A 24559-nucleotide genomic window follows, 5' to 3' on the forward strand; every position below is an offset into this window, starting at 1 on the left:
GGCGTGTTCGCCGTTCTTTGTCACATTGGTCAAGCTTCCATCCTCCTGAAGTTGGCACCGTGCCTGCCTGAAGGGGAGTCTCGCCGACGAACGCCGTCTTGATTTTTGGCATGAAACAAAGCGTCCCCTGCGGCCGGAGCGCAAAGCACCGCCCGTTCAGGAAGGAGGAAAACCCTCCGGCGTTTTTTTCATGCGATTTGCGGCTGGCTCGAACGAGAGACGAGACAAGCAACTGGTACCCGTACGGTTATGGGTCGAAGTGACGCAGTTCCGCAGAACGGGAACGACATTCCACCAGTAGTATTGCGTCCTGCGGATAATACACCGAAAGGCGTTCCGCCTTGTGAGCTTGCCGAGACCAGCAGGCCATGGCGGCCTGACGCAAAGCTGCTGGTCCTGCGTCGCAAATCTTCACGCCCGGACCTGCCGCAACGGCTACGGCTAACAAACAGGCCGGAGCCCTCTTCGCAACTTCCCCGGCCCCCGTCCCCTGTTCAGCGGCCGCGAAAAGGAAATTGCCGATGTCCCAGCTTATCCTGACATTATCCTGCCCCGTACGGATCGGGGTTGTCGCGACGATCTCGTCCTTCCTGGCGAATGCGGGCTGCAATATCCATGACAGTTCGCAGTTCACCGACGTGCAGAACAACCGCTTCTTCATGCGGCTCAGCTTCGTCTCCGAGCAGGGCCGCACGCGCGAGGAGCTGGACGAGGCATTCCGCGCAGAGATAGCGGGCTCGGACATTGTCCATTCCTTCCATGATCTCAACGAGAAGATGAAGGTCGTCATCATGGTCAGCCGTTTCGGGCACTGCCTGAACGACCTGCTCTACCGCTGGCGGATCGGGGCCCTGCCCATCGACATCGCGGCCGTCATTTCGAACCATATGGATTATCAGAAGGTGGTGGTGAACCACGATATTCCGTTCCACTGCATCAAGGTGACCAAGGAGAACAAGACACAGGCCGAAGCCGAGCAGATGAAGATCGTCCGCGATACGGGCGCCGAGCTGGTGGTTCTCGCCCGTTACATGCAGGTTCTGTCGGACGAGATGTGCACCAAGATGTCCGGCCGGATCATCAACATCCATCACAGCTTCCTGCCCAGCTTCAAGGGTGCCAACCCCTACAAGCAGGCCTTTGACCGCGGCGTGAAACTGATTGGGGCAACCAGCCACTATGTGACGGCCGATCTGGACGAAGGTCCGATCATCGAGCAGGACACGGTGCGCGTGACCCATGCGCAAAGCGCCAACGACTATGTGAGCCTCGGACGTGACGTCGAAAGCCAGGTTCTCGCCCGGGCAATCCACGCGCATATCCACCGCCGCGTCTTCATCAGCGGCGACAAGACCGTGGTGTTCCCGGCAAGCCCGAACGAATATGTATCCGAGCGCATGGGCTGATCATCCAGCCATACATCTTGCCACTGCCCAAATGAAAAACGCCCTGCAGCTCCTTATCCAGGAGCTGCAGGGCGCATTGTTTTACAGGACCGGTCAGTCGGCCAGCGGCACCTTGGGAACGCTGGACTTCTTCGGGCCGGCCTTGGGCGCAGGCTTTGCCGCAGGCTCGGCGGCCTTGGCGGCGGGAGCCTTGCGCTTCTTCTTGGCCGGCAGCGTCTCGGGTTCCGGCGCGGGAGCCGCCTTGCGCTTTTCCTCGACGGTTTCGAGCAGAAGCCCTGCCCCGTCCTCGCTGACGGTGACCTTGACCGTGCCGCCCTTCTGCAGCTTGCCGAACAGCACCTCGTCGGCCAGCGGCCGCTTGATGTGCTCCTGGATGACGCGGCCAAGCGGGCGCGCGCCCATCTGGCTGTCGTAGCCCTTGTCCGCCAGCCATGCCACGGCTTCCGGCGTCAGTTCGAAGGTTACGCCGCGGTCGGCGAGCTGCGCCTCCAGCTGCATGACGAACTTCTCAACCACCTGATGGATCACCTGAACCGGCAGATTGCCGAAGGGGATGACCGCATCGAGACGGTTGCGGAATTCCGGCGTGAACAGCTTGTTGATCGCCTCCTGATCATCCCCTTCCCGCTTCAGCTTGTTGAAGCCGATGGGGGCTCTGGCCATGTCGGAAGCACCGGCATTGGTGGTCATGATGAGGATGACATTGCGGAAATCGACCTGCTTGCCGTTGTGGTCGGTCAGCTTGCCGTGGTCCATCACCTGCAGCAGGATGTTGAAGAGGTCCGGGTGGGCCTTCTCGATTTCATCCAGCAGCAGCACGCAATGGGGATGCTGGTCGATGCCGTCGGTCAGCAGGCCGCCCTGATCGAAGCCGACATAGCCCGGAGGCGCGCCGATGAGGCGGCTGACCGTGTGGCGCTCCATATATTCGGACATGTCGAAGCGCAGCAGCTCAACGCCAAGCGAGGCGGCGAGCTGGCGGGCGACTTCCGTCTTGCCGACGCCGGTGGGGCCGGAGAACAGGTAGCTGCCGATCGGCTTGTTCGGTTCGCGCAGGCCCGCACGGGCGAGCTTGATGGCGCTGGAGAGCGTTTCGATGGCCTTGTCCTGGCCATAGACCACGCGCTTCAGGTCTTCTGTCAGGCTCGACAGCACGGCTGCATCGCTCTTCGACACCGACTTGGGCGGGATGCGGGCCATGGTGGCAATCGTCGTCTCGATTTCCTTGACGCCGATGGTCTTGCGGCGGCGGCTTTCCGGCAGCAGCATCTGCGAGGCGCCGGTTTCATCCAGCACATCGATGGCCTTGTCCGGCAGCTTGCGGTCATTGATGTACTTGGCCGACAGTTCCACCGCCGTCTTGATGGCCTCGTTGGTGTACTTGACCTTGTGGAAGTCCTCGAAATAAGGCTTCAGGCCCTTGAGGATCTCAATGGCATCCGGCACCGAGGGCTCGTTCACGTCGATCTTCTGGAAACGGCGCACGAGGGCCCGGTCCTTCTCGAAGAACTGGCGGTATTCCTTGTAGGTGGTCGAGCCCATGCAGCGGATCGCGCCCGAGGCCAGCGCCGGCTTCAGCAGGTTGGAGGCATCCATCGCCCCGCCTGAAGTGGCGCCCGCACCGATCACCGTGTGGATTTCGTCGATGAAGAGCACCGCGCCCGGATACTCCTCGATCTCCTTCACCACCTGCTTCAGGCGCTCCTCGAAGTCGCCGCGATAGCGGGTGCCGGCCAGCAGCGCGCCCATGTCGAGCGAGAAGATGGTGGCATCCTGCAGCACTTCGGGCACGTCCTTGTTGACGATACGCCGCGCCAGGCCCTCGGCAATCGCGGTCTTGCCCACGCCCGGGTCACCGACGAAGAGCGGATTGTTCTTCGAGCGGCGGCACAGGATCTGGATCGTGCGCGTCACTTCGGCGTTGCGGCCGATCAGCGGATCGACCTTCCCGGCCTTGGATTTCTCGTTGAGATTGACGCAATAGGCCTCGAGCGCGTCATTCTTCTTCTTCGGCTTGGATTCAGCTTCTTCCGGCATGGCAGCTTCATCCTCCACGCCCTGGACCGGGCGCGGCTCAGACAGCCCCGGCCGCTTGGCAATTCCGTGAGAGATGTAATTGACGGCATCATAGCGCGTCATGTCCTGCTCCTGCAGGAAATAGGCGGCATGGCTCTCGCGCTCGGCGAAAATCGCGACAAGCACGTTGGCTCCCGTCACCTCTTCCCGTCCCGAGGACTGGACATGGATGACGGCACGCTGGATGACCCGCTGGAAGCCGGCCGTCGGCTTGGCATCCTCCTCGCCGCCCGTGACGAGGTTTTCCAGCTCGGTCTCGATATAGTCGACAAGATTGCGGCGCAGGAGATCGAGGTCAACGCTGCAGGCGCGCATCACGGCTGCCGCGTCCTGATCATCAACCAGCGCCAGCAGCAGGTGCTCAAGCGTCGCATATTCCTGCTGCCGCTCGTTGGCGAAGGCCAGAGCCTGATGCAGGGCTTTTTCGAGGCTTCGGGAGAATGACGGCACGTGTCTGGTTCCCTTACTTTTTCTCCATCACGCATTGCAGCGGATGTTGATGCTTGCGGGCGAAGTCCATGACCTGGGTCACCTTCGTCTCGGCCACCTCATAGGTGTATATTCCGCACTCCCCGACACCATGGTGGTGCACGTGGAGCATGATCCGTGTCGCTTCCTCCCGGTTCTTCTGGAAGAAGCGCTCGACCACATGAATGACGAACTCCATCGGGGTGTAGTCGTCATTCAACAACAGCACCCTGTACAGATTGGGCCGTTTTGTGACCGTCTTCGTCTTTGTGACGACGACCGTCCCGGCATCTCCATCCTCATTCCGGCGCGATCCGCTTGCCATTCCCGTGCCCATCTTGTCTTTTCTGCCGCTCAACTCCCTGCGGAGGAGCGGGCTGCCCAGCAGGCCGGTTCACGGCATTGTGAGCAGCTGTCATTCAATCCCAATGCAGCTCTCTGCAAACCCTGTACCAAGGCCTGCCGGACCATGATGTCCATCAGCCTACACCGCCGTATGTTACCACAGTCTCACCGCCACACCGGGCAGGAGGCCATGTGCCCCATACTATAATGACTCATGCCAGAGCCCCATAACAGATCCTGATCCTGACGCCGTTACGGCGCCCGTGCAATGGCCTGTTTTGCAGATGGCGCCAAGTCCGGTCCTGTCAAGCCCTGCAGCGGCCTCCGGTCTTATACCAAGGCTCTGAGATGCTGACGCATCACGCCTTGAAAATGCTCAAGCGCCGCACGGGCTACCGGCGCTCGAAGAGTCAAGCTCATCGAGCGCCGGTCTTAACCAATGTAGGGATGGCATCGCATTATGGAAGAGGCTGCCTGCGCCAGGCTGGAGCGCGGCCCGTGCGGAAACCATCGCACATGCGGACATGTTCCTGGGTGCCCTCCCTGGCACCTGCGCAAAGAACAGGCAAAAAGGCAGCGGCGGCCGCCTCCGGACCCCTGGTATTTTTTGCAATGCAAAAAGGCCTGACTGCCGGGCAGTCAGGCCTTTTCATATTTCACAGGCGCGGCGCTTCAAAGCGCCGGAAAGCTCACTTGCCGAGCTTGGAGAACATGCCTTCGTAAGGCTTGTACAGATCCTTGGCCATGTCGGTGTACATTTCACCGATCTTGGTCATCTCGCTGACAACGCCTTCGTAGCTGGTCTTGAAGAACTCGCTCTGAGCTTCAAAAGCCTTGTCGAGGGACTTGGCGGACACGATCTTTTCCATGGCGGCAGAGCTCTCCTCGAAAGACTTCTTCTGGAAGTCTGCAATCTCGGCAGCAATCGCCTGCAGGGACTTGCTCATGTTGCCAGCAGCCTGCATGGCCTGGTCCATGTTTTCCTTGCCCAGCTTCTGGATGTCGTCAAAATTGTTCATCATGTCCTGCCCTCGCTCGTGAACCCGCTATGGGAAATCTTGCTCGGCGCGTTTCGCGTCGGGTTGCCTAATAATGACGCAATGCACAAGAATGTCAACGTTCTTTTTTGCACCGCAATATAACGGAGACTACGTAGACGCGCCGTTAGGGTTCACGAGCGATTAAAATTGACCCTGCTTTACTGATTTGTAACCGCGTTCCGGGCAAGGTGGCTTCACGGGGAGCGTTGGGACGATTGCTCGCGTCATGCGCAGAGATGCTGCGTGACGGGGACCGATCCCTTCCGGCTTGGTTAAACCCAGAACGGGAAGTTGAGAGTTCGGTTAGTATGCCTGATTTGCACGCAGCATCCTCTTTCATGAGATTTGCAAGACGAGCCCTTGGTGCAGTTGCCATTGCACTGAGCCTTTCGGTCACTCCGGCCTCAGCCCAGCAGAATCCGAGATATGCCGGGATTGTGGTCGACGCCAAAACGGGAAAGACGCTCTATTCCGCCTCGGCGGACGAATTGCGCTTCCCTGCGTCGCTGACCAAGGTCATGACGCTTTATATCGTGTTCGAGGAACTTGAGGCGGGGCGCCTGCGCATGGACACGCCCCTCAAGGTCTCGGCCTATGCGGCGGCCCGCCCGCCCTCAAAGCTTGGCCTGCGGCCGGGCTCCACGATTCAGGTCCGGGATGCGATCCTGGCGCTGGTGACGAAATCCGCCAATGACGTGGCGGCCGTTGTGGCGGAGAATATCGGCGGCTCCGAAGCGCGCTTTGCCGACCGCATGACCCGCACCGCCCGCCAGATCGGCATGAGCAAGACCACCTTCAAGAACCCGCATGGCCTGCCGAATGCCGGTCAGCGCACCACCGCGCGCGACATGGCAACCCTCGGCCGCGCCATCCAGGACCGTTTCCCGAAGCATTTCGAGCTGTTCAAGACCCGTTCCTTCACCTACCAGGGCCGCACCCACGGCAACCACAACCGCCTGCTGGGCGCGGTTCCGGGTGTGAGCGGCATCAAGACCGGCTACATCAACGCCTCCGGCTTCAATCTGGTCACCTCGGTTGAGCGTGACGGCCGTCAGATCGTTGCCGTTGTCATGGGCGGCAACACGGGCCGCTCGCGCGATGCGCAGATGGTGAAGCTGATCAACGAATATATGCCCAAGGCGAGCCGCGGCCCGCGGACGGCACCGCTCCTGGTGCACAACACCTCCTCGGCCATCGTGGCCGACGCCAAGCCGACGGCTCCGATCCGCGTCAACGCACCGCTGCGCGCACCTGTGCCCAACAGCAAGCCTGACTCCGAGCCGGCCGTCCTGCCCTTTGCCGTGGCCTCTGCCGCAGATGCTCCGGCGCCAGTTCCGGCACCTGCGCCGCAGGCACCGGTTCAGGCCGCTGCTGCAGCTCCGGCCCCTGCCCCTGCCCCTGTACCGGTTCCCGCCCCGGCTCCGGCTGTCGCCGCAGCCCGCACGGTTGTGCAGCCGCAGCAGGAGATCCAGATCGCATCGGCCGATGGCAATGTCGCCCTGCCCTCACCGGCCCCTGCGATTGTCGTCGAAACCTCGACCATCACGCCGGGCATCAGCCCCAAGCCGTCTCCACGCGTGGCCGCTGCCTTTGCCGTGATCGAGGCAGCTCCGGTGGAAACCGTGCCGGCGCCTGAAACGGTTGCCCACACTCCGGCGCGCGCCACTGCCGCGGAAAAGACGACCGTGACCGTGGCCACCAACAACACCGCTGATGCCGCTCCCGGCTGGCAGGTTCAGATCGGTGCAGCCGTGTCGGAAACGGCGGCCATCGGCCTGCTGAAGAAGGCACAGGCGGCGACGGGCTCTGCCCTGCGCAACCGGGATCCTTACACCGAGGAAGTGACCGCGAAAGGCCAGACCATGTACCGTGCACGTTTTGTCGGCTTCCAGGACAAGAACCAGGCACAAGCCGCCTGCCAGTCGCTCAAGCGTGCGAAATTCAATTGCTACACCATCTATCAGTAACTGCGTGGGGTGGGATCAATGTCCTCTGAGAAGCTTGTCTTTAGCCTCGTTGAGTTTCGCAGCCAGGAAGCTCGTCCCGCCGTGGTCGGGATGGAGCCGCTTCATAAGCCGGCGGTGCGCAGCTCGGATTTCCGCTTCGCCGGCGCCGGGCGCAAGCCCCAGGATCTGGTAGGCCTCCTCATCTGTCATGGCGCCCGGGCCCGCCGTGCCGCGATGCCGGTTTGCGGCATCCGCCTCGAAGTGTACACGCCAGCCGGGCAGCCGGCCGTCGAGGTAAGCTTCAAATAATCTGCGGCTGGCGGGATCTGCCGCCAGCTCTGCCCACAAGTCCCTGAGCTCGCCGGACTGAAGCGAGTTCAGGGCGCGTCCGGCGAACCGCCCGGCCTTTACCGCCCCCCGCACCTCCCCGCTCTGCCCATCCCGCTCCATGACGAGCCAGGGCGTTTCCTGCCGTCCGATGCGCAGGCCGCCCCTCTGCCAGGGCAAGGCCCAGCCGAGCAACGGGGCGCCCAGACTGGCCGCAACAGCCGCCAGCCCGATCCGCCCGGTGAGCGCCAGGATAACGGCAATGGCAAGCAAGGTGATGCCGCCCACAGCGCGGGTTCTGCGCGCCAGAAGCTTCGGCGAGGCCGAGGTGAAGGATTTTCCGGCCAGCAGGAAAACAGCGAGCAGCAGAAGGCCAAGCAGCAGATACGGCATAAAGGGATCCCGGGTGCGTCACTGCCGGACTATCCGGCCCTGCCCCATCCTGCAAGACCCTCTGCCGCCTGCGCAAGCCCGGAGCCCGCAAGCCCAACTGCCGCGATGACCTAGAGGAGCCCGAGTTCGGCCAGTTCCCGGCGCATTTCCTCGGGCATGTCGCCGCCCGTGCGGGTGCCCTTGATGTCGGCGGGGGCTTCGTTGTCCTTGAGATAGCGCCAGCCCTGGAACGGGCGGCGGGGCTGCATCTGGGTCAGAATCAGCCTTGGCTCCAGCACCAGATCGCAGCGGTTGACACCTGCCTCGTCCGTGAAGGGGCGGATATCCGTCAGAATCTGCCGCACCTGGACGAAGCCCTTGATCACCCAGTAAAGCGAGCCGCCGTCCAGCAGCTCTTCCTTCCTGGTCGGGATCATCCGCGTCGTATGGGTCTGCTCGGCCGGCAGCCCGGCTGCGCGCAGCTGATCCATGCGGAAATCGATCCACGCCTGAAGGTCCTCGACGCTGTCGGCGCCGACACAGAGCTTTACCAGATGAAGTGCCATGCCCCGTGCCTAGCAGAGCCTCCCGCCCCCGGTAAAGAGGCAAAAAACCACCGCCGGGGAGCATGGCCGGAAGAGGCTGCCAAAGAGGGGCTTTTGCACAGGCAGGATGAACAGGCTTGCCATCCCCCGGCGAAGCAGCTTCACTGGTTCACATGGATGTGTTCCTTACCGGTGCGACCGGCCTCATCGGCAGCGCGATCCTGCGGCGTCTCCGCCAGGACGGGAGACGTGTTGCGGCACTTGCGCGTTCCAGCGCCAGCGCGGAAGAAATCGACAGCCTCGGCGCCATTCCCGTGCCGGGTGATCTTGAAGAACCGGAAACGTGGATCCACAGCGCCTTGTCCTGCAAGGGAATCATTCACGCGGCTGGCGGCCCTGCGGCTGCGGAGCGGCACTTTGCTGCCGTCATGCGGCAGGCCTGCCTGCAGGCCGCAGCACCGCCGCGGCTGGTCTACACGGGTGGAATCTGGCTTTTTCCGCCCTCCGGTGAAGCGGTGCTGAGCGAAAGCACCGCCTTTGAACCGCTGCCCGCCTTCGGTCATTCCGCCGAGATCATCCGGTCCCTGCAGAACGTGCAGCGCATGGGTGTCGCCGTCATTCATCCCGCTCTCGTCTGCGGCCCGGATGCCGGGCCCCTGGCGGAGATGGCTGCGGCGGCCTGCAGCTCAGAGCCCTTCCGCACGAAGGCAACGGAAGACACGCTCTGGCCGCTTGTGGATGCGGATGATCTGGCGGAGCTCTACCTGCTGGCACTCGATTCAACCCAGTTCCGCCTCAGCCTGTTCGGTGCTGGCATCGGCTCGGCCCGGGTTGGCGAGATTGCCGGACTGGTGGGCGAAGCCTGCGGAGCACCGGTCACGCTTGAGGCGCTGAGCGGGACCCCGGAGGACCCGCGGCTCGACTGGCAGGCAGGCTATGGCCGCTCGCAGACCGTCTCCCCCGCAAGAGCGGTCAAGATGCTGGGCTGGGCGCCGAAACGCACCAGCCTTGAAAGCCTCGTCGGCATTGCGGCAGGTCCCCTGCCCTCCCCGCTGCCAAGGCGGGAGACGTCCGGGCCGGCCACCGGCTGAATGCAAGGCACATGGAGTGCTCATGAAAGAGTACCCATGAAAAAAGGCGCGGTGTTGAGCCGCGCCTTCTTCCTGGACATCTGGGGCTGTTATCCCGCGATTGCGACCGCCGTCTTGGCAGTTTCTGCATCAGCGAACAGCATGACCAAAGCCAGCATGCCCCCGAGAACGATCACCGTCCACGCGGTGACGCCCCAGCAGGACTTCTGTACGTTTTCGTCCATGAAAACCCTTGTCTGTGGGAACGCCATAAAGCACTTGCCTCAAATATGGCGTCTTTGCGGCATGATATTTAATGAAGGGCTAACGCCTTCGCAAGCGCAAAATCGCCATAGCTGCTGTGCCGGCTATGCATTCCTGGGAATTTCCGTGACGGGCCATGGACTTGCACCGCCCGCTCATGCATCTGATAGTTCTGGATAATCCGGACCGCTGTCTGATTCCGGTAAGGTTTTGGCAAGGTTCCGGAAACTTTTAGGAAAATTTCATGGCAGCGCTGTCCACAATGGATCTCATCGCCCTTGGCATTTTTCTGGCCACCTGGCTCAGCTTCAACATCCTTGTGGAACTGTCCCCCTTGCGGGAACGCACCTTGTCCAAAATGATGGAAGAGTACCGCTTCGCCTGGATGCGGACCATGGCACTGCGGCAGGTGCGGATCATGGACACGGCGATCCTGACCGGGCTGCAGCAGGGTACCAGCTTCTTTGCCTCCACCGCCCTTCTGGCGATCGGCGGCTCCTTCACTCTGCTGAATGGCACGGAGCGTATCCTGCAGGTCGCAGGCGATCTCTCGGTGCCGATCGAATACAATCGCACCGTCTGGGAAATCAAGGTGATCGGCCTGATGCTGATCTTCGCCTATGCCTTCTTCAAGTTCGGCTGGGCCTACAGACTTTTCAACTACTCCAGCATCGTCATGGGGTCGGTGCCGGACGCGGTCACGGGCGACAAGGACGTAATCCTGAATACCTCCTACAAGGCCGCCCGGTTGAATGCGCTGGCAGGACGGCATTTCAACCGGGGTCAGCGGGCCCTGTTTTTCTCCATCGGCTTTCTCGGCTGGCTGGCAGGCCCGTGGGGCCTGATCATCACCACCCTGTCCGTTGTCGCGGTGCTGCTGCGCCGTCAGTTCGCGTCGAATGCCCGCACGGCCGTCATGGCATCGCTGCAAGGGCTGGCACAGGGCGAACCGCCCAACGGCGGAGAAAAGACCGACACCGGCTCGTCGAATCCCTTCACGTAATAGGTGCCGACCTTTCCGCTCTGGCACCCCAGCATTCCGGCAACCGCCTCCGAGGCGAGGATTTCCCGGTCGAGAGCCTTGGCAAGGCCGGCAATGCGCGAGGCGAGATTGACGGCCGGGCCGACGACAGTGAAATCCAGCCGCGTTTCGCTGCCCACATTGCCGAAGAACACATCACCGGCATGCAGTGCGATGCCCACCTTGATTTCCGGATTTTCGGCGCAGCAGTTGTGGTTCACTTCGGCAATGCGCATCACGGCTTCCTGTGCCGCAAAGACAGCACGCCGTGAGGCCTCCTGCGCCTCATCCGCGGACTCATAGGGGAAGATCGCCATCACCTCGTCACCGATGAACTTCAGCACTTCACCCCCTTGCGCCTCGACGGCAGATGCCATCGCGCCAAAATAGGTGTTGAGCAGTTCGATCAGCTTTTCGCCCGGCAGCCGGTTGGAAAGGGTCGTGAAGCCGCGCAGATCGGCGAAGCTGATCACGGCGGAGATCAGTTCGCCGCCGCCGCGCTTGATACTGCCCTGCAGCACCCGGGATCCTGCGCGCGGCCCGACATAGGTGTCGAGCAGCGTTGACGCCGTGCGGCGCAGGGTGTTGAGCTCGCAGATCAGCCCCAGCGGCCGGGCGATGGACTCAAACACGGCAAGATGGGCGGGCGTAAACCCGGCTTCAGAACGCGTTGCCAGCGTAAGGGCTTTGTTGGTGCCGTCCGAGAAGGGCAGCGGCATGGCGATGTAGTCCTTGAAGCCCCCGTCCCGCAGCTCGGGAAGAATGCCGTATTCGCCCTCTTCCGGCTCCGGCGTGACCCGGATACGGACGGAACGGCCTTCCACATAGACAACCTTCAGCGGGCTGCGGTCATAGGATGCCTGCAGATCCGGCGCTTCCATGTAGCGGCGCAGCTCCGTTTGGCCGTCACTGGTCCACAGGGCGCTCTCCGCCCGCACATTGGGATGCAGCAATGCAATGCCGGTGCTGATCCTGTCGACCGGAATGCGCGCTTCCTGCAGGCGCTGGCCCAGATGGCGGACCAGCTCCTGGCTGTCCTGCACCTCGACCGCTTCGCCATAAAGCCACTGAATGATGTCAGCCGCAGCAAGCGGCGCCTCGAAAGACATCGGAGTCTCCGTATCCGGCTATCAAGTCTTGAAGATAGGAGCCCGGGGCCGCGTTGGGAAGATGGCTTGTGCTTTACCAGTGCGTTCACACCGGCTCTACAGATCCTCAGGCGAGGGGAACAGGGACGAACTGCGCCCGCTCATCCAGTAGACGGCGAGGCCAACCCATTCCTTGACGGCGATATCCACCCGCAGGAACCCTTCGGACGAGGACCCGAACGGGCGCCAGATATCCTGCGGGCCACGGGTGCGCCAGTCGACCGGATAGGCGATGACACCTTCCCAGCCCGCCTGCCGGAACACGCCCATGGCGCGCGGCATGTGATAGGCTGACGTCACCAGCAGGAATTTTTCGCCCGGCTGCGGCGACAGCAGAGCGCGCGTTTCCACCGCGTTCTGCCAGGTGTTGCGCGAACGGTCTTCCATCACGATCCGTTCCGGATCGATGCCGAAGCCTTCAAACACACGCTCCGCCGCAACGGCCTCGGTGGTGGCACTGGCAAAGAGCAGGCCCTCCCCGCCCGAATGGACGACCTTCGCCTGCGGATAGCGCCGCGCCAGTTCCGGCACCACAGTGAGCCGTTCCGCCGCCATGGTGATGCCCGGATAAGGCCGGGAGCTGGAAACCGTCGTGTCGAGGGCACCGCCCAGAACGATGATGGCGCTCACCTCGTCCGGCAACGTTTCAGGTGCGGGAAATCTGTCCTCCAGCGGAACGGTGATCATGTTGCCGAAGGGCGAAAGGCCAACCAGAACATAGAGGAGGATGCCGGTTCCGCTGAGAAAAATCCCGAACTTGCGCAGGCGGGAGACGAGCAGGCAGAGAAAACCGGCGCCGAAAACGAGCAGGATGAAATTCGACGGACGCATGAAGAAGAAGGCAATCTTGGAAAGATAGAAAAATACGTTCTCAGCCAGTTCCATGTCCGCGTCCGCCTCGCTCCTGTTGACCGCCCCGCGCCGCTTGTAGCGCATCACACCGGCCGCTGCATGGCAAAAACCTCAAGACGAGGGGTGATCCCCGGCCCCGGCGCGTCTCAGCCTGTCATTTCTTACAATTTCGATGGATTGCTGCAAGCCGTGACCCAGATCACAGGCCCGTGAAGCCACCTGACGCACTCTGACACCCGGCTGGAGACAGGGCATTTCAGCAAGGGGCAGAGACATGACACTTTATATCGAACTGGGCGGACGTTCCGTCATCGAGCGCGCGGTGCGGCAGGTCGTGAACGCACGCAGCGGGAGCCAGTCAGGCATCAGCGGCATGTTCACGCCACAGCAGACTGCGCAGGCCAGCGAAGATCTGACCGAGTTCCTGACCTTTCTCTTCGGCGGCTCGCCATTCTATGAAGGTCCGGCCATTCATCTGTCCTTTTCCTGCCTCTGCACGTCCCATGCGGCCTTCGATGAGGTAAGGGACCTGTTCACGCGGGAGCTGACGCTGCGCCCGCAAACGGCCGGATTGCGGCCGCAGGTGCATGCCGCGCTGGAACAGATCCGCCATCATGCCGTGCGCCAGCCGCATCCAGCGCGTGCGCAGGAGAGGCCGCAGTTTCAGGCGCGATCCTTCTGACCTTTTGTCCGCAATGCAAAAAGCCGCCGGTAGAACCGGCGGCTTTCGCATGTCAGGGGCATAAGCCAGATTACTTCACTTCATCAGCGCTGCTGACGACCTTGCCGACGAGGCCATAGGCGATGCCCTCTTCCGGGCTCATCCAGTAGTCGCGGTCGGTGTCCTTTTCGATGCGCTCGATCGGCTGGCCGGTGGCATCGGCAAAGATCTGGTTCAGGCGGTCGCGCATCTTGATGATTTCGCGGGCCTGGATCTCGATGTCGGTCGCCATGCCGCCGGCACCGCCGGACGGTTGATGCAGCAGGAAACGGGTGTTCTTGGTGCAGTAGCGGCGCTCTTTCGGCACCGACACGTAGATCAGCGCGCCAGCGCTTGCCACCCAGCCCATGCCGAGGATACGCACCTGCGGACGGATGAAGCGGATGGTGTCGTGGATCATGTCGCCGGATTCGACGTGGCCGCCGGGCGAAGAGACGATCACCGTGATCGGGTCGCCGGAAACCTGAGCCAGAGCCAGCAGGCGTGCGCAGACGTCACGGGCCAGTTCCTGGGTGATCGGCCCGGTGATGAGGACGGTGCGCGCATCGAACAGATGCTTGTCGACCTGAACCGACTGCGGCGTCTTGGTCTTCTCGTCCTCGTCGTCATCGAGGCGGGCCGGCACCGGATTCATATAATTGCTCATGCGCAGGAAAGCTCCATTGTCACGGTGCGCCGGCAAGGCCGGCACGGGTTCTCATAGGCCCATACTTAAGCGAAGCGCTGCCGCCCCGCAATGAAGACACGCATTTAGACACACAAGGGTTATCAACTGGGCAACAACAGCGGCCGTCTTCAGGATTGCGCGCCTGGCGCATAGTCACCGGCACCGGCCGCGGCGATGGCTGGGGACGGCGCGGCGCCCTTGCCGCCTGCAGCATCTTTGCCGTGCAGGCCCTCCACCTCGACACAATCGCGCCCCTTGCGTTTTGCGGCATAAAGCGCCCAGTCCGCGCGCTGCAGCAGCCCATCCACATCGGCGGCGGTCACCGGCATGATGCCTATTCCGGCGGAGACGGTGATCCTGAAATCGGGGTTGCCGCCAAGCATGGACAGAACGCGCGTATGCACGCGAAGCCCTTCGGCCAGGCCATATGCTGCAAGTGCGGCATCCCCCGTCAGCAGGCAGGCAAATTCCTCGCCGCCGATCCGGCCGGTCAGCCCGTGCGGCCCCAGACGGTCCCGCATCAGCTGGCTGAAGGCCTGCAACACCGAATCTCCGCCTGCATGGCCGAAACGGTCGTTGACGGCCTTGAAGTGATCGAGGTCGCACAGGATCATGCAGACAGGCGTGCCATCCCGGCGGGCCGTCTCAAGGGCAACCGCGGCAGCACTGCGGAATGCCCCCCGGTTCAACAGGCCGGTGAGAACGTCCTCCTCCGCCTCACGCCGCAAATTCTGCAATTGCCCGTCGCGGAAGAGCATTGCGCTGGCCAGAATGGCAGCGGAGGACAGGAGGATCGCCACCAGAAACTGCAGGACACTGCCCTGTGCGCCAAGGCTGGAGAAATACTCCGTGGTCTCCGGCGCGCTGATCAGGAGCACCATGCGGGAGGCGTGCATCAGCGAGGCACCAGCGAAAAGAATCGCGAAGACCAGCCGCACCGGCTTTGACAGAAGCAGTGCACGCTGGAACTCGAAGGCCGTGACGGCGGACACGAACATGAGAATGAAAGACAGGGACGTCAGGCGCAGCGTGGTGTTTTCGAGGAAACCCGGGACGATGCAGAGCCCGTTCCACAGGATGATCGGGGTGAGCATGGCCAGCAGAGAAGTGTGGCGGCCCGAAAAATGGCGGGTCGCAGCGTAACCAAGACCTGCCCCCAGACAGAGAAGGGAATGGCCCAGATGCAGCACCCAGAGCCCCGTGAGGCTTTCACGCGAGGCCAGCAAGACAAAGCCGGGCACCCGCACAAGCAGGCTGACGGACCAGAGCAGAATGCCGGCGTGCTCTCGCTCAAGCCGCCATTGGCGGAAGAGCTGAAGCCCGCCGGCTAAAAAAAGGCAGGCGAACACAGCCAGCATTGATGGAGTATCAATGGTCAAACCAATCCCCTGCACCTTCCCCGAAGCCACGTTAGGCTGACAGGATTTAGCGGGAAGTTAAATCAGTTCAGTCGCTTGAGGTTTTTTCATCACACGGTGTTTCAAGACCGGGCGCCCGCTTTCTGAATATTCCCAAATGCGGGCGCCCCGGTCTCAACCGCTCAGGCGGTCTTGTTGAAGATCTCGCGGCCGATCAGCATGCGGCGGATTTCGCTGGTGCCTGCCCCGATCTCGTAGAGCTTGGCGTCGCGCAGCAACCGGCCTGTCGGATAGTCGTTGATATAGCCGTTGCCGCCCAGAAGCTGGATCGCATCCAGCGCCACCTTCGTCGCGTTTTCGGCGGCATAGAGGATGGCGCCTGCAGCGTCTTCCCGCGTGGTCTCGCCCCGGTCGCAGGCCTGCGCCACCGCATAGACATAGGCCTTGGTGGCGTTCATGGTCACATACATGTCCGCCACCTTGCCCTGCACCAGCTGGAAGGTGCCGATGGGCGCGCCAAACTGCTGGCGCTCGTGGACGTAAGGAATGACCACATCCATCGCCGCCTGCATCAGCCCGATGCAGCCTGCCGCCAGCACGGCGCGCTCATAATCAAGGCCGGACATGAGCACATTGACGCCCTTGCCAACCTCGGCCAGCACGTTTTCCTCCGGCACCTCGCAATCCTCGAAAACGAGTTCGCCGGTCTCCGAGCCGCGCATGCCCAGCTTGTCCAGCTTCTGGGCCACGGAGAAGCCCTTGAAGCCCTTCTCGATCAGGAAAGCCGTGATGCCGCGTGACCCTGCTGCCGGATCGGTCTTGGCATAGACGATCAGCGTGTCGGCGCAGGGACCGTTGGTGATCCACATCTTGGTGCCGTTCAGTACATAGCGGTCACCCTTCTTGTCGGCCCTGAGCTTCATCGACACCACATCCGAACCGGCGCCCGGTTCGGACATGGCCAACGCGCCCACATGCTCGCCGCTGATCAGCTTGCCGAGATAGCGCTTCTTCTGATCCTCATTGCCCCAGCGGCGCAGCTGGTTGACGCAGAGATTGGAATGGGCGCCGTAGGAGAGGCCAATCGAGCCGGAGGCCCGGCTCACCTCTTCCATGGCGATGCAGTGCTCCAGATAGCCAAGCCCTGCCCCGCCCCAGTTCTCTTCCACCGTGATGCCGTGCAGGCCGAGCTCCCCCATCTCGGGCCACAGTTCACGCGGGAACCAGTCGTCCCGGTCGATGCGGGCGGCCAGCGGCGCGATGCGGTCCTGCGAATAGGAGCGCACGCTGTCGCGCAGCATGTCAGCCGTTTCGCCGAGGTTGAAGTTGAATGACGGAAAGTCATTGCGGATCATGGGCTTTTCCTCCAGTCGCCCGGCCCTCCCGGCCGTTCAGCGGGTGTATTTGATGAAAGGGGTAACCTTGCCGACACGGTCGTAGAGCTGGCGCGCCGTGGCGTTGAATTCCTGCGTCAGCCAATAGACGTAAGGCGCGCCCTTCGCATCGGCCGCGGCATAGACCGCCTCGATCAGCGCCCGGCCCACGCCGCGCCCGCGCACGGACGGGTCGGCATAAAGATCCTGCAGGTAGCAGTAAGGGCCTTCGGTCCAGCAGGAGCGGTGAAAGATGTAGTGGACGATGCCGACCAGCCGGCCGGTCTCATCGACTGCGCAGAGCCCATGCGGATCTTCATCCGGGGTCATCAGCCGCGACCAGTTGAGATCATATTGCGACTGGGGCTTTTCGGTTTCGTAGAAGACGAGATAGGCCTTCCACAGCGCCGCCCACTCGGCATGGTCCTGCGGCTGAAGCGGGCGGATGGTGATGGCTGCTTGCGTCATGGGTCCTCACTTGCCTTGCAGATCTTCAGTCCTCGACGCCCTCAAGGCAGATCATCGAGAACAGGCCGGTGACCACGTGGATTTCCCTGTCCCCGGTCACGCCATAGACATCCGAGCGGCAGATGGTCAGCGTGCGGCCCGGCTTGATGACACGGCCGCGCGCCACCAGCTTCTCGCCCTTGCCGGGGTTGAGCAGGTTGATCTTGAATTCTGTGCTGAGCACGCCGGTGCCGGCCGGATAGAGCGACAGGGCGGCATAGCCGGCAGCGCTGTCGGCAATCGACGTGGTGGAACCGGCGTGGAAGAAGCCGTGCTGCTGGGTCAGTTCGGCCCGGTGCGGCATCTCGATGTCCACCTCGCCGGGGGCCAGATGGCTGAGGCTTGCCCCCAGATGGCCCATGAAGGGCTGGCGGGCGAAGCTTCTGCGGACCCTCTCCTCCCAGTTCGGATCACGCGGCTCGAATGCTGTCATGGTTCCCTCCTCCCCGGTGCAGCGCCTCAGCCGTTTTCCCGCGGCACACCCAGTTCATCCAGCCGCGCCAGACAGCCGCGCTCGACGTCGGCGAGTTCGGCCAGCGTCAGCTCGATGTCATTGCGCTTTTCTTCGAGTTCGGCGCGCCGTTCGGCGATCTTGCGCATGAGCAGCTGCAGCTGCCCCGCCTCCCCCGGCGCCTTGCCATACATGCCGATGATCTCGCTGATCTCGGTCAGCGAGAAGCCGAGGCGCTTGCCGCGCAGGATCAGCTTCAGCCGCGTCCGGTCCGCAGGCTTGTAGAGCCGCTGGCGGCCGCGCCGCTGCGGCGTGATCAGCCCCTGCGCCTCATAAAAGCGCAAGGTCCGAGTGGTGATCCCGAATTCCTGCGTCAGCTGGGTGATCGTATAGAGCCGCGGTTCCATGAAGCCTCCATCCTGCGGCCAGCTTCATAGACTTTTACGTTAAAGTCAATCAGATGATTTATATCTATATTTTTCAGTTAGTTAAAATAAATCAAAGTGGCAGGCGGAACCAGAGCGCAGCAATGCCGAGGAAGGCGAAGAAACCGATCACATCCGTCACCATCGTGACGAACACGCTGGAGGCGATGGCAGGATCTGCCTTCAGCTTGTCGAGCGTGACCGGGATCAGCAGGCCGCCCAGCCCCGCACAGACCAGATTGACCATGATGGCGGCCGCGATGACGACGCCAAGGCCGGGCATCTCGAACCAGATGGCTGCGGTGGCCCCCATCAGGGCCGCCAGCGCCATGCCATTGAGGACGCTCACCATCACCTCACGGCGCAGCACGCGCCAGATGTTGCGGGTGTCCAGTTCCTGGGTGGCCAGCGCGCGCACGGCAACCGTCATGGTCTGCGTGGCCGCATTGCCGCCCATGGAGGCAACGATGGGCATGAGCACCGCCAGCGCCACCATGGCCTCGATGGTATCTTCAAACAGGGAGATCACGCTGGCCGCCAGAAGCGCCGTGCCCAGATTGACGATCAGCCAGACAATGCGCGAGCGGGCGATGGTAATCACCGTATCCGAAATCTCTTCATCACCCACACCGCCAAGGGCGCGCATGTCCTCTTCGGCTTCTTCCTGGATGACGTCCACGATGTCATCGACCGTGAGCACGCCGACCAGCCGGCCGCTTTCGTCCACCACAGCGGCGGAGACCAGATTGTAGCGCTCGAAGAGGCGGGCCACCTCCTCCTGATCATCCGTGGCGCGCACGCGCTTGAGATCTTCCTCGAAAATATCGGAGATCTTTGCAGCGCGCTGTGTGCGCAGGATCCTGTCCAGCGACACGGCACCGGCCAGCCGGAAGCCGGGATCGACCACATAGATTTCGTAGAACGTGTCCGGGAGATCCTTGTCCTCGCGCAGATAGTCGATGGTCTGCCCCACCGTCCAGAACGGCGGCACGGCAATGAAATCGGACTGCATGCGCCGGCCGGCGCTGTCTTCCGGGTAATCAAGGGCGCGTTCCAGCTGGACACGTTCGGACAGCGGCAGCTCATCAAGGATCGCCGCCTGATCTTCCGCATCAAGGTCTTCCAGAATGTAGACCGCGTCGTCCGAATCAAGCTCGCCAAGACCTTCGGCGATGTCGGCAGCAGGCAGCTCTTCCAGCAGGCGGACGCGCACCGCCTCGTCCATTTCCGTCAGGGCGGCATAGTCGAAGAGATCGCCCATGAGGCGGACGAAGACAGGGCGCTCGGCCTCGGGCAGAGCATCGATGAGTTCGCCCACGTCTGCTTCGTGCAGATCCCCGGCAAGCGTTCGCACCGCACCCTCATCCTGCGCCGCAACAGCTTCGGCAACAGCCCGGATGAAGGCCTCGTTCAGCCAGCCATCTTCACCATGAATGGGGATTCCGGCTTCCGCCGGCTGAGGTGTTTCTGGCCCCTCGCCCGGCGTCATCGGGTGCGGGGCAACAGGGGCAAGGTCAGGTCCTGCGTCGTTTTTGCCGGCGTCAGTCATGGCTCCCTCCTGTCATGCGCACCCAGTGGGCCGGAGGCAGCGGCCCGCGCCTCACACCTAGCTGTCTTATGCTGCTTTGGCTATTGAAAACCGGACGCTTCCGGCCTCCCGGCACGAGTTTTCACATGCCGGTTGCGGCACCGCACCATCACGGCTTCGCAGGCGGCAGACTCATCCCGGCTGACAGCCCTTCAGGGCTTCCACCTGACGGACCGCGGCCAGATAATCGCGCACCTGAGAGGGCAGAATCCCCTCATCCGGCGACAGACATCTCCTGTTGCGGAAAAAGGCGCGCTGCTCGCGCTCGCCGCGCGGACAGATGCCGCCATCGGCCCGGATCTTCTCGCGCAGATACCAGAGCTGATCGCAGGCAAGGCGTTCCAGCTCCTCGGGGGACTTCTGCATGTTGCGCCGCTGCTCGGCCGAAACAAATCCGGCCAGCATGCCGCCAAGCGCCACGATCAGGATGGCAAAGCCTATGCGCCGCATGGAGAACCTCCCCTGTTGCCCGGTTACCCGTCCAGACACACAGTTTTTATGGCAAGGGTGCGGCGGCAGCCAAAGACAAGGAGGGACCGTTGCACCAGCCGGAAAAGCATAAAGCCGCCGAGGTTTCCCACCGGCGGCTGTCAGCCTTTTGTTGAAGAGCGGCAAATGCTTGCAGCGTCTTCTTGAAGAAATGGTGCGGTCGAGAAGACTCGAACTTCCACGGGTTGCCCCACAGCGACCTCAACGCTGCGCGTCTACCAATTCCGCCACGACCGCGATTTCTTCATTTCCCCGGCGCAATCAGCGTCGAGGCGCCCCATGTAGCAAATCGGATTCTGGGGCGCAAGGGGCTTCTCCGCTTTATTTTGAAACTCCCCGAAAATGCCGCGGGCCTGTGGGTAACTTTTTACCCAAGCCCCGGAAACTCAAGGGATTTCACGGACAGATCCAAAGACCCGGCAAACAGAAACGGCCCCGGTGACGGGCCCGCCTCACAAGGGCGCTTTACAAGTACCAATCTTAGAGGGGCCGATCTTACAGGGACCAGTCTTATAGGCGCCAGTCTTATAGGGGCCAGTCTTATAGGGGCCCGTCGGTGCGCATGGGCCGGGCTTCGGGCGGACGCATCAGGACCTCGGTGATGGAAATGCCGATCCGCTCCCCCAGAAGCACCACCTGCCCCTTGGCCACCAGCGTGTTATTGGCATAGATGCTGACGTCATCCTCTTCGGCGACATCCAGATCGATCACCGCGCCGCGCCCCATGCGCAGCAGCTGGTGCACCGGCATCTGTGTTGTGCCCAGCACCACGGAAATGTCGACGGTAATGTCATCAAATGTGGCCATTTTGCTTTTCCGTCCGGCCTTCCGCCTGTACAAGTCTGCAATCCTGACGCCGTGGACCTGTTCAGGCTCCTCCGGCATCTTGCCTTTCCCTCAGTTTAGCCTGACCACAGGGCGCAAAGCCACCGCCAATGCAGCCTGACCCCATGCAGATCACCGGCCGTTCCGAACTCGTCCCCGATTTTCATCCCCTGCCCGGCAGCCCGGCAGTGGAGTGGCGGATCTCTGACGAGCCCGTCCCCTATGAAGAGGCCATGGCCTTCATGGAAAGGCGCGTCGAGGCGATTGCGGCGGGCGAGGCGGATGAATGCGTCTGGCTGCTGGAGCACCCTCCCCTTTATACGGCCGGCACCAGCGCAAGACGCGAGGACCTGCTGATGCCGGACCGGTTCCCCGTCTATGACGCCGGGCGCGGCGGGCAATATACCTACCACGGGCCGGGCCAGCGCATCGCCTATGTGATGCTGGATCTGAAGCGCCGGCGGCAGGACATCCGCGCCTTCGTGGCGGCGCTGGAAGCCTGGGTCATCGGTTCGCTCTGGCAGCATCATGTGCGCGGCGAGCGGCGGGAAGACCGGGTGGGCGTGTGGGTGCGCCGCCCGGACAAGGGGCCTGAGGTGGAGGACAAGATCGCGGCCATCGGCATCCGCGTGCGCAAGTGGGTCACCTTCCACGGCATCAGCCTGAACGTCGACCCGGATCTGGAGCATTTTTCCGGCATCGTGCCTTGCGGCGTGGCACAGCACGGCGTGACCAGCCTTGTCGATCTGGGCCTGCCGGTGACGCTTCCCGAGGTCGATATTGTCCTGCGGCAGGAATTCGAAAAGCTGTTTGGCGCTTCAGCCAGCGCATCCGGCGAGTTGAAAGCCGTCTAACCAAATAAATCGACCACAGAGATGCGATATTTATTTAATTAGAAAAATATATTAGCAACCCAGAACTTCAGCAAACCTGTCACATTAAGTTCAATCATAGATCATAGCTCTTCGCGGCCCGCTATTTCGCGAGTACTACCCAGGAGAGTAGATCTCATGTCTACGACTGAACAAAACATGAGCCGCCGTGACTTCCTCAAGTCGACAACGGCCGCGGCAGGCCTTGCCGCACTGTCCACGATGATCGTCTTCCGCGCCAATGCCGCTGCGGGTCCCGGCGAACTGCTGATGAGCCCGGCGACTCCGAACCCTCAGGGCGCATTCGAGCGCCTGTTCCTGCTCAAGGGCGATCCCTTGGCCGGTCCTGTCCGCGCCATCGTCACGGAAGCCGGCAATCCGGTGCCTGCCCCATCGCTCGCTCCGGGCGAACGCCGTGTGCTGCGCCTGATGCATTTCAACGACATGCACAACCACCTGACCGACCAGCACAGCAAGAAGGGCGACACCCACCGCCTGTCCCAGATGGTCAAGATGGTTCGCGAGACCCGCGCCGCAGCCGGCGACTCGGAAGCTGTGTTCTTCGTATCCGTTGGCGATGATCACACCGGCTCGGTGTTTGATGAACTTGTCGGCTGGTCCCCGGAAGACTTCGTCACCGATCCGGCATACCGCGCCTATTCCGCCGCCGGCCTCGACATCGCCGTTCTTGGCAACCACGAGTTTGACCGTGGCGCGGAGCTGCTGCGCATGGGGCTGAAGCGCGATGCCGCCTTCCCAGTGCTCTCGGCCAATGTGCATGGCTCGGCCTTCCTCGCCCGCGATGAGGACTATGTCTGCGCCGCCATTGCCGAGGCCAAGGGCCTGCGCGTCGGCTTCATCGGCCTGACCACCGCCGTGGACACCCGCGTTGGCCAGCCCTCCGACCCCAGCCTTGCCGTCGCAAGCCCGGTGGAGGCCATCCGCAACGTGCTGCCTGCTGTCGCCGAAGTCTGTGACGTCGTGGTGATCCTGTCTCACTGCGGCTTTGGCTCAGGCTCGCACCGCTCGGGCAAGGCCGGTGCGGCACGCATGATCGGCGAAGGCGACCTGGACATTGCGGCTGCGGCCGGTCCTCTGACCAGCAAGCCGATTGTACTGCTGGGCGGCCACTCACACACAATGCTCAACAGCGGCGGCATCGACACGGACAATGTTGTCGAGGGCGTTCTCATTGCGCAGGCCGAAGCCAACGGCAAGTTCCTGGGCGACATCAGCATGTCCATCGCGGCCGAGAACGGCCGCAAGGCCTGGTTCTCATCCGTCAGCCTGCATCCGGTCAAGAACCGCGACGACCGGGTCAAGGCGGATGAGCCGTCCTATGCCGCTCTGGAGCATGAGGGGGACTATGACGCAGCCTTTGAGGCAGAAACCATTGCACCGCTGCTGAAGGCCCTCGATTCCAAACTGGCCGAGGAGATCGGTCAGGTTGCCAGCGATGAACTCGTCTCGACCGAGCGCACCCTCGCAGACCGCTATATCCGTGAAGTGGCCATCGCCAATTTCATGAATGACGCTCTGGTCCAGCGCTCCTCGACGTTCCCGGGAGGCCAGATCGACATTGCTCTCTTCAATGCCACCGGCCTGCAGACCGGCATCAGCCAGGGGCCGCTGACGTTCAAGGCCTGGTATGATGTCATGCCCTATGCCGACAATGTGCATGTGGCCACCATGACGGGTGCGCAGATCCTCGAGATGCTGGACAACAATGCCAAGCGCTTCGTCCGGCCAGAGGAACTGGCGGCAGGCACGCTGGACCTCACCCAGTTCGTGTCCCGCGGTCTTCTGCATTTCTCCAGCGCCCTGCGCTACCGGGTTGACCTTGGGGCCTCGGCCGCGCAGGCCAAGGCCGTGGATGTCACGATCGCCGGCACACCCATCGGGGAGGTGCTCGACAAGACATACAAGGTGGCATTCAACACCTATGTCTCGCTCGGAGCCTTTGGGGAAGCCTGGAATGGCAAGCCGGTCTCCGGCGGCGTTCCCGGCGATATTCCCAGCATGGATCTGCGCAAGCTCGATTACGACCATACGGGCCTCGTCTACCGCAACGAGATCATTGCCCATATCCGTGATCTGAAGGTCATTTCAGCGGAAACCGGCGCCCGCCTTGACGGGCGGCTTGCCATCGGCTGACGCATCGGGCCTTGAAATGCTCAAGCCCCGCATTCCAACAAGCTGTCCGGGAGCCCCCCGGACAGCACCTGCGGCGCCTCATCGCTCTCAGGGCATGATGCCCTCGCGCCCGGCCCTTCGGGCCTGCACCGGACAAAGCATGCCCTTGTGCAAAACACCGGAAATCCGGGCTGCGGCGCAAGCCTGCCGCAAGGTTCATCAGCATATATAGCAAGGGTCTGCTGAATCTTGTTCCGGACCTTTGGGGGC

25 protein-coding genes and 1 tRNA gene are annotated in these 24559 nt (G+C 62.4%); 8 read left to right on the forward strand and 18 right to left on the reverse strand.

All coding sequences use genetic code 11. The features are described 5' to 3' along the window. Positions 1-521: 521 nt before the first annotated feature. Positions 522-1406, forward strand: a complete 885-nt coding sequence (purU, locus tag AC0CMF_RS05685; RefSeq protein WP_058900130.1) for a formyltetrahydrofolate deformylase — start codon at positions 522-524, stop codon at positions 1404-1406. A 93-nt stretch (positions 1407-1499) separates the two neighbouring features. Here the strand turns inward: purU and clpA are convergent, their stop codons facing one another. The 3 genes from clpA to AC0CMF_RS05700 all read right to left on the reverse strand — a co-directional run bounded on the left by clpA (position 1500) and on the right by AC0CMF_RS05700 (position 5317). Then, positions 1500-3932, reverse strand: coding sequence for an ATP-dependent Clp protease ATP-binding subunit ClpA (gene clpA, locus AC0CMF_RS05690; RefSeq protein ID WP_050474740.1), 2433 nt, complete (start codon positions 3930-3932; stop codon positions 1500-1502). Between the two features lie 13 nt (positions 3933-3945). Continuing rightward, positions 3946-4275 carry an ATP-dependent Clp protease adapter ClpS gene (gene clpS, locus AC0CMF_RS05695; RefSeq protein WP_026355966.1) on the reverse strand — a complete coding sequence of 110 codons (330 nt, stop codon included), beginning with the start codon at positions 4273-4275 and terminating at the stop codon, positions 3946-3948. A 709-nt stretch (positions 4276-4984) separates the two neighbouring features. Next, complete coding sequence (locus AC0CMF_RS05700; protein WP_050474739.1) at positions 4985-5317, reverse strand: phasin family protein; 333 nt, start codon at positions 5315-5317, stop codon at positions 4985-4987. A gap of 356 nt (positions 5318-5673) precedes the next feature. Between AC0CMF_RS05700 and AC0CMF_RS05705 the strand changes: the two genes are divergently transcribed. Beyond that, a complete protein-coding gene (locus AC0CMF_RS05705) occupies positions 5674-7302 on the forward strand; it encodes a D-alanyl-D-alanine carboxypeptidase (protein WP_058900131.1) in 1629 nt (542 codons plus the stop codon). 15 nt (positions 7303-7317) lie between these two features. On the opposite strand, the gene AC0CMF_RS05710 is transcribed toward AC0CMF_RS05705, so the two are convergent. Both AC0CMF_RS05710 and AC0CMF_RS05715 read right to left on the reverse strand, forming a co-directional pair. Then, positions 7318-8001 (reverse strand): DnaJ domain-containing protein, encoded by a 684-nt coding sequence (locus AC0CMF_RS05710; protein ID WP_058900132.1) that lies wholly within the window; start codon positions 7999-8001, stop codon positions 7318-7320. 110 nt (positions 8002-8111) lie between these two features. Next, positions 8112-8546 carry a DUF1489 family protein gene (locus tag AC0CMF_RS05715; protein WP_122519855.1) on the reverse strand — a complete coding sequence of 145 codons (435 nt, stop codon included), beginning with the start codon at positions 8544-8546 and terminating at the stop codon, positions 8112-8114. 116 nt (positions 8547-8662) lie between these two features. Between AC0CMF_RS05715 and AC0CMF_RS05720 the strand changes: the two genes are divergently transcribed. Continuing rightward, complete coding sequence (locus AC0CMF_RS05720; RefSeq protein WP_472481197.1) at positions 8663-9616, forward strand: NAD-dependent epimerase/dehydratase family protein; 954 nt, start codon at positions 8663-8665, stop codon at positions 9614-9616. Positions 9617-9705: 89 nt separating this feature from the next. Here the strand turns inward: AC0CMF_RS05720 and AC0CMF_RS05725 are convergent, their stop codons facing one another. Then, positions 9706-9840, reverse strand: coding sequence for a hypothetical protein (locus AC0CMF_RS05725; RefSeq protein WP_256387621.1), 135 nt, complete (start codon positions 9838-9840; stop codon positions 9706-9708). A 263-nt stretch (positions 9841-10103) separates the two neighbouring features. Between AC0CMF_RS05725 and AC0CMF_RS05730 the strand changes: the two genes are divergently transcribed. Further along, positions 10104-10862 carry a DUF599 domain-containing protein gene (locus AC0CMF_RS05730; RefSeq protein ID WP_123194047.1) on the forward strand — a complete coding sequence of 253 codons (759 nt, stop codon included), beginning with the start codon at positions 10104-10106 and terminating at the stop codon, positions 10860-10862. Here AC0CMF_RS05730 and AC0CMF_RS05735 read toward each other — a convergent pair. Further along, entirely contained in the window at positions 10745-11989 is a 1245-nt protein-coding gene (locus AC0CMF_RS05735) for an adenylate/guanylate cyclase domain-containing protein (RefSeq protein ID WP_374629265.1), read from the reverse strand. The genes AC0CMF_RS05730 and AC0CMF_RS05735 overlap by 118 nt on opposite strands. A gap of 96 nt (positions 11990-12085) precedes the next feature. Next, positions 12086-12964, reverse strand: a complete 879-nt coding sequence (locus tag AC0CMF_RS05740; protein ID WP_348769915.1) for a YdcF family protein — start codon at positions 12962-12964, stop codon at positions 12086-12088. Between the two features lie 190 nt (positions 12965-13154). Here AC0CMF_RS05740 and AC0CMF_RS05745 point away from each other — a divergent pair, with 190 nt between their 5' ends. Beyond that, positions 13155-13562: a globin domain-containing protein gene (locus AC0CMF_RS05745; RefSeq protein ID WP_122519852.1), complete on the forward strand. Its 408-nt coding sequence runs from the start codon at positions 13155-13157 to the stop codon at positions 13560-13562. A gap of 70 nt (positions 13563-13632) precedes the next feature. On the opposite strand, the gene AC0CMF_RS05750 is transcribed toward AC0CMF_RS05745, so the two are convergent. The 9 genes from AC0CMF_RS05750 to AC0CMF_RS05790 all read right to left on the reverse strand — a co-directional run bounded on the left by AC0CMF_RS05750 (position 13633) and on the right by AC0CMF_RS05790 (position 20696). Beyond that, complete coding sequence (locus AC0CMF_RS05750; RefSeq protein WP_174235459.1) at positions 13633-14247, reverse strand: ATP-dependent Clp protease proteolytic subunit; 615 nt, start codon at positions 14245-14247, stop codon at positions 13633-13635. 149 nt (positions 14248-14396) lie between these two features. Then, on the reverse strand, positions 14397-15647 hold the full coding sequence (locus tag AC0CMF_RS05755) for a GGDEF domain-containing protein (RefSeq protein WP_152967597.1): 1251 nt from the start codon (positions 15645-15647) through the stop codon (positions 14397-14399). 161 nt (positions 15648-15808) lie between these two features. Beyond that, positions 15809-16981, reverse strand: a complete 1173-nt coding sequence (locus tag AC0CMF_RS05760; RefSeq protein WP_374629266.1) for an isovaleryl-CoA dehydrogenase — start codon at positions 16979-16981, stop codon at positions 15809-15811. Between the two features lie 36 nt (positions 16982-17017). Next, the gene (locus AC0CMF_RS05765; RefSeq protein ID WP_050474729.1) at positions 17018-17467 is read right to left on the reverse strand and encodes a GNAT family N-acetyltransferase; all 450 of its coding nucleotides are present in this window, start codon (positions 17465-17467) and stop codon (positions 17018-17020) included. 25 nt (positions 17468-17492) lie between these two features. Beyond that, entirely contained in the window at positions 17493-17939 is a 447-nt protein-coding gene (locus tag AC0CMF_RS05770; RefSeq protein ID WP_374629268.1) for a PaaI family thioesterase, read from the reverse strand. Between the two features lie 26 nt (positions 17940-17965). Beyond that, positions 17966-18364, reverse strand: a complete 399-nt coding sequence (locus tag AC0CMF_RS05775) for a MerR family transcriptional regulator (protein ID WP_094462906.1) — start codon at positions 18362-18364, stop codon at positions 17966-17968. A 91-nt stretch (positions 18365-18455) separates the two neighbouring features. Continuing rightward, on the reverse strand, positions 18456-19871 hold the full coding sequence (gene mgtE, locus AC0CMF_RS05780) for a magnesium transporter (RefSeq protein ID WP_374629335.1): 1416 nt from the start codon (positions 19869-19871) through the stop codon (positions 18456-18458). A gap of 231 nt (positions 19872-20102) precedes the next feature. Then, the gene (locus AC0CMF_RS05785) at positions 20103-20420 is read right to left on the reverse strand and encodes a YARHG domain-containing protein (protein ID WP_050474725.1); all 318 of its coding nucleotides are present in this window, start codon (positions 20418-20420) and stop codon (positions 20103-20105) included. 191 nt (positions 20421-20611) lie between these two features. Beyond that, a tRNA-Leu gene (locus AC0CMF_RS05790) sits at positions 20612-20696 on the reverse strand. A gap of 89 nt (positions 20697-20785) precedes the next feature. On the opposite strand from AC0CMF_RS05790, the gene AC0CMF_RS05795 reads away from it, so the two are divergent. Beyond that, the gene (locus tag AC0CMF_RS05795) at positions 20786-21061 is read left to right on the forward strand and encodes a pentapeptide repeat-containing protein (protein WP_374629269.1); all 276 of its coding nucleotides are present in this window, start codon (positions 20786-20788) and stop codon (positions 21059-21061) included. On the opposite strand, the gene AC0CMF_RS05800 is transcribed toward AC0CMF_RS05795, so the two are convergent. Then, the gene (locus AC0CMF_RS05800; protein WP_050474723.1) at positions 21000-21266 is read right to left on the reverse strand and encodes a FliM/FliN family flagellar motor switch protein; all 267 of its coding nucleotides are present in this window, start codon (positions 21264-21266) and stop codon (positions 21000-21002) included. The two genes, AC0CMF_RS05795 and AC0CMF_RS05800, sit on opposite strands and share 62 nt — an antisense overlap. 143 nt (positions 21267-21409) lie before the next feature. On the opposite strand from AC0CMF_RS05800, the gene lipB reads away from it, so the two are divergent. Together lipB and AC0CMF_RS05810 are read left to right on the forward strand one after the other, a co-directional pair. Continuing rightward, positions 21410-22138 carry a lipoyl(octanoyl) transferase LipB gene (gene lipB / locus AC0CMF_RS05805; protein ID WP_374629271.1) on the forward strand — a complete coding sequence of 243 codons (729 nt, stop codon included), beginning with the start codon at positions 21410-21412 and terminating at the stop codon, positions 22136-22138. A gap of 156 nt (positions 22139-22294) precedes the next feature. After that, a complete protein-coding gene (locus tag AC0CMF_RS05810) occupies positions 22295-24310 on the forward strand; it encodes a bifunctional metallophosphatase/5'-nucleotidase (RefSeq protein WP_374629272.1) in 2016 nt (671 codons plus the stop codon). Positions 24311-24559: the final 249 nt, after the last annotated feature.

This window comes from Pannonibacter sp. CBAS1226, from assembly GCF_055685825.1.

Bases quoted from the DNA above. Each gene is read 5' to 3' on its own strand.
- purU (WP_058900130.1), top strand. From the start codon at position 522: ATGTCCCAGCTTATCCTGACATTATCCTGCCCCGTACGGATCGGGGTT.
- clpS (WP_026355966.1), bottom strand. From the start codon at position 4,275: ATGGCAAGCGGATCGCGCCGGAATGAGGATGGAGATGCCGGGACGGTC.
- AC0CMF_RS05700 (WP_050474739.1), bottom strand. From the start codon at position 5,317: ATGATGAACAATTTTGACGACATCCAGAAGCTGGGCAAGGAAAACATG.
- AC0CMF_RS05705 (WP_058900131.1), top strand. From the start codon at position 5,674: ATGAGATTTGCAAGACGAGCCCTTGGTGCAGTTGCCATTGCACTGAGC.
- AC0CMF_RS05710 (WP_058900132.1), bottom strand. From the start codon at position 8,001: ATGCCGTATCTGCTGCTTGGCCTTCTGCTGCTCGCTGTTTTCCTGCTG.
- AC0CMF_RS05715 (WP_122519855.1), bottom strand. From the start codon at position 8,546: ATGGCACTTCATCTGGTAAAGCTCTGTGTCGGCGCCGACAGCGTCGAG.
- AC0CMF_RS05725 (WP_256387621.1), bottom strand. From the start codon at position 9,840: ATGGACGAAAACGTACAGAAGTCCTGCTGGGGCGTCACCGCGTGGACG.
- AC0CMF_RS05730 (WP_123194047.1), top strand. From the start codon at position 10,104: ATGGCAGCGCTGTCCACAATGGATCTCATCGCCCTTGGCATTTTTCTG.
- AC0CMF_RS05735 (WP_374629265.1), bottom strand. From the start codon at position 11,989: ATGTCTTTCGAGGCGCCGCTTGCTGCGGCTGACATCATTCAGTGGCTT.
- AC0CMF_RS05740 (WP_348769915.1), bottom strand. From the start codon at position 12,964: ATGCGCTACAAGCGGCGCGGGGCGGTCAACAGGAGCGAGGCGGACGCG.
- AC0CMF_RS05745 (WP_122519852.1), top strand. From the start codon at position 13,155: ATGACACTTTATATCGAACTGGGCGGACGTTCCGTCATCGAGCGCGCG.
- AC0CMF_RS05750 (WP_174235459.1), bottom strand. From the start codon at position 14,247: ATGAGCAATTATATGAATCCGGTGCCGGCCCGCCTCGATGACGACGAG.
- AC0CMF_RS05760 (WP_374629266.1), bottom strand. From the start codon at position 16,981: ATGATCCGCAATGACTTTCCGTCATTCAACTTCAACCTCGGCGAAACG.
- AC0CMF_RS05765 (WP_050474729.1), bottom strand. From the start codon at position 17,467: ATGACGCAAGCAGCCATCACCATCCGCCCGCTTCAGCCGCAGGACCAT.
- AC0CMF_RS05770 (WP_374629268.1), bottom strand. From the start codon at position 17,939: ATGACAGCATTCGAGCCGCGTGATCCGAACTGGGAGGAGAGGGTCCGC.
- AC0CMF_RS05775 (WP_094462906.1), bottom strand. From the start codon at position 18,364: ATGGAACCGCGGCTCTATACGATCACCCAGCTGACGCAGGAATTCGGG.
- mgtE (WP_374629335.1), bottom strand. From the start codon at position 19,871: ATGACGCCGGGCGAGGGGCCAGAAACACCTCAGCCGGCGGAAGCCGGA.
- AC0CMF_RS05785 (WP_050474725.1), bottom strand. From the start codon at position 20,420: ATGCGGCGCATAGGCTTTGCCATCCTGATCGTGGCGCTTGGCGGCATG.
- AC0CMF_RS05800 (WP_050474723.1), bottom strand. From the start codon at position 21,266: ATGGCCACATTTGATGACATTACCGTCGACATTTCCGTGGTGCTGGGC.
- lipB (WP_374629271.1), top strand. From the start codon at position 21,410: ATGCAGATCACCGGCCGTTCCGAACTCGTCCCCGATTTTCATCCCCTG.
- AC0CMF_RS05810 (WP_374629272.1), top strand. From the start codon at position 22,295: ATGTCTACGACTGAACAAAACATGAGCCGCCGTGACTTCCTCAAGTCG.